Source organism: Acidithiobacillus sp. (genome assembly GCF_027322205.1).
In the GTDB taxonomy this organism is placed as follows: domain Bacteria; phylum Pseudomonadota; class Gammaproteobacteria; order Acidithiobacillales; family Acidithiobacillaceae; genus Acidithiobacillus.
Map to the genome: position 1 here is coordinate 1 of NZ_DAHVHY010000144.1, position 1606 is coordinate 1606.

The following is a 1606-nucleotide window of genomic DNA, read 5'->3' on the forward strand; positions in this document are numbered from 1 at the left end:
GGAACCGGAGGCCAGCATCATGAATGCGGCAAACGGCATAAGTTTTTTACGCATGATCACCCCTATTACCCCCCTTGCGCCTTGTAGCACGGCACGGCGATGCCCAAGGCCACAAGTCCGCCGTGGTCATGCTCATTGAGCGACTCAGCCAACCGCCGACCGTTTGTCGTCGTTGCCACCATATCGCGCCGTCGAACTGATGGCAATGGCCGCCGCGAGCTGTGCAAGACTTGTGCTGATGGCCGCCAGATTACTGTTGACACTGCCCATGCGCACGTCAAGCCTGGCTACGGCGCTCTCAAGCCGATCCATGCGGGACTGCGCGTCTTTCATATCCACGCGCAACGCGTCGATACCCGGTGCTACGGCTTTTTCCAGTATCTTGCGAACGACTTCCACGGATTGTCCATTACGTCACCCCAGCAGCTTTGCCAGGTCTTCCGCCCGTAAATGAGTATAACGCTTCAGCATTTGCAAGGTCTTGTGCCCAGTGATGGCCGCCACCTGCATCGGGTTGAGGCCCTTCTCAAAAAGTCGACTGGTGGCCTCGTGGCGGAGGTCGTGAAAGGTCAGCCCGGTGATACCGGCACGGCGGCAGGCGCGTACATAGGATTGATGTATCCCCTCGTAAGTAACCCCGAACACGCGCCCGTCCAGATTGCGCGGCAAGGCTTCCAACGTCGCCACCGCGCGACTGGAGAGGGGCACTGTGCGTGCATCGCCGTTCTTGGTCTTGGGCAGGTGCGCAGTGCGCTTTTTCAGATCCACGTCTGACCATTGCAGGCCCGGCGTTTTTTGGGGGCGGATTCTTGTTTCCGTATCCGCCGTACCGTAACTTTCCAGAATTTCTCCCGCCCGCATGGCCGTTTCGATGGCGAAGACGACTACGGGGCGTAGCCACGGGTTGCGGGCATCGCCGCATGCGGACAACAGCTTTTCCTCTTCGTTATCCACTAGACGGCGATCCCGCGCACCAGATTGTGCCGGCATTTTGATTTGCAGGCACGGATTTCCATGTGCGAGTGGGATTCCCCATTCTTTTATAGCATGAGTAATGACGCGGGAGAGGAGGGCAATTTCATGTCGTACCGTCTGACTGGTCAGTGTGCGGCCCGTTTTTTTGCTGACGGACTTGATCCGTCTGTCCCGATACAGCGCCAGTTTTTCCGGCGACAAGGCCGCCAACGACAATTTACCGAGCTCGGATGCGGTCAGGATACGGATGACGGAACTTGGCCCCTGTCTGCTCTTTTTTTCAGGCAGTATCTCCCGTGCATAGCGATCCAGCAGGTCGGCGACGCTCGTGGCCTCTGCACGGCTTCGATCCCGCCAGACGCCCCTATCCATTTCCGATTCGATGGTTCGCGCCCAGACTTCGGCATCGCGTTTCGCCCGGAAGGTCTTTGTCTGGCTGGGATGCCCTTTTTTTCGAACGATGGCCTGCCAGCCAATCGTGATGCCGTCTTGGTCTTCCCGTGAATTTATGGTTGCCATGCTGCACTCTCGCTGCAATGAATCCGAAGTCTCAGTGCAGCATATTTGCAGCGTAAATTCAATTGACCAAAAAAATTTGCCGTGAATCGTGGGAATAATGTTGATTTTATTG

General features: G+C 56.8%; 2 protein-coding genes. Both read right to left on the minus strand.

Translation table 11 applies throughout. The annotated features are described in order from the left end of the window. Positions 1–144: 144 nt before the first annotated feature. On the minus strand, positions 145–399 hold the full coding sequence (locus M7F93_RS11845; protein ID WP_298173806.1) for a hypothetical protein: 255 nt from the start codon (positions 397–399) through the stop codon (positions 145–147). A 15-nt stretch (positions 400–414) separates the two neighbouring features. Then, the gene (locus tag M7F93_RS11850; protein ID WP_298173809.1) at positions 415–1494 is read right to left on the minus strand and encodes a site-specific integrase; all 1080 of its coding nucleotides are present in this window, start codon (positions 1492–1494) and stop codon (positions 415–417) included. Between the last annotated feature and the right edge of the window lie 112 nt (positions 1495–1606).

What these genes read in the sequence shown, in the direction of transcription:
- M7F93_RS11850 (WP_298173809.1), bottom strand. Translation starts at nt 1,494, where the DNA reads ATGGCAACCATAAATTCACGGGAAGACCAAGACGGCATCACGATTGGC.